Origin of the sequence: Bacillus sp. DJP31, assembly GCF_049310945.1 — a bacterium.
GTDB lineage: Bacteria > Bacillota > Bacilli > Bacillales > SA4 > Bacillus_BS.
Window position 1 is genome coordinate 1 of the sequence record NZ_JBMERO010000094.1, and the last position, 1,041, is coordinate 1,041.

2 protein-coding genes are annotated in these 1,041 nt (G+C 28.2%); both read left to right on the forward strand.

Translation table 11 applies throughout. The features are described from left to right. Window positions 1–230: 230 nt before the first annotated feature. Window positions 231–437 (forward strand): hypothetical protein, encoded by a 207-nt coding sequence (locus tag ACOI1C_RS22565; protein ID WP_422512879.1) that lies wholly within the window; start codon window positions 231–233, stop codon window positions 435–437. A 189-nt stretch (window positions 438–626) separates the two neighbouring features. Further along, a complete protein-coding gene (locus ACOI1C_RS22570) occupies window positions 627–878 on the forward strand; it encodes a hypothetical protein (RefSeq protein WP_422512880.1) in 252 nt (83 codons plus the stop codon). The last annotated feature ends 163 nt before the right edge of the window (window positions 879–1,041 follow it).

The window sequence follows — 1,041 nt, forward strand, 5'->3', positions numbered from 1 at the left end:
AGAGCTATCTTATTTGAAAAACGATGAATTGGTTAGTGATGTAAGGGTATTAGAAGGAATCGTATATTCTTTGTATATAAATAAAGAACTAGAGGGCAAAACCTCAAAAAAACTCCAAAATATGTTTAATGATGTTTCAAATCATCATAAATAAAAAAGAAATTTTAAAATTCCTTTCTAGCTTTTATAATAATAATGAAAATCAATTTGTTTTTAAGGAACATAAAGAAATGGTGATGAATTACTTTATTATTAAGTCCTTATTAGTCTTGGATTACGATTTTAATGAGATAGATCCAAAAGAGATTATTTTTGAATTTGCAGATTTTGAAAAAGGAGGATTTAATTCTTGGAAGCACCAATTCGAGAGTTCTTCGTTAATTACAACATTTTATGGTACTGATTTATTACAAGATATTTTTGAACAACAGAATTAAACGAAAATCCAACTAATCTATTAAATTATTTGGGGAAAGTTATATCAAAAAATTAACTTCCAAGACTATTGTACCAAATAGGACCCCTTTAGAATTTATACTAGCAAAGAAATATAAGACTCCATCGACAGCTAAATAACCAGTAGTAAGAGAGCTTTTAATATATTAGCTTATAAAGGAGGTGTAACTGTGGAATTAGGCTTACCTAAGAAAAGCAATAAATTTTTTTGGTTTCTATTTCTTTTAATAATGGTTTTTATCTCTATTCATAATATGTTCTATTATTTGGAACTTCAAAATTATGGTTTCAATGAACTTGAGGATTTTGGAAGACTTATATTTGCTCTCTGTGTAAGTGCCTGTGAGAGTATTCTAATAGCAGTTTTTCTATGGTGGATAATAAATATTTTCAAGAAAAATATAAGAAACCAAAGAAGTTAATTAGGTGGAGCATTCTTTTGTCATGATGAGACCGAGTGTAACCGTCAAGTAAAATTAAACAGTTTTCCACAATTAATTTTAACCAGTTTTCTGTTTGGAGCCAGACCTAATGTCGTCATAGGGGAAAAATTGGTCATATTTTCTGGCGTAGAATTTTCAATAG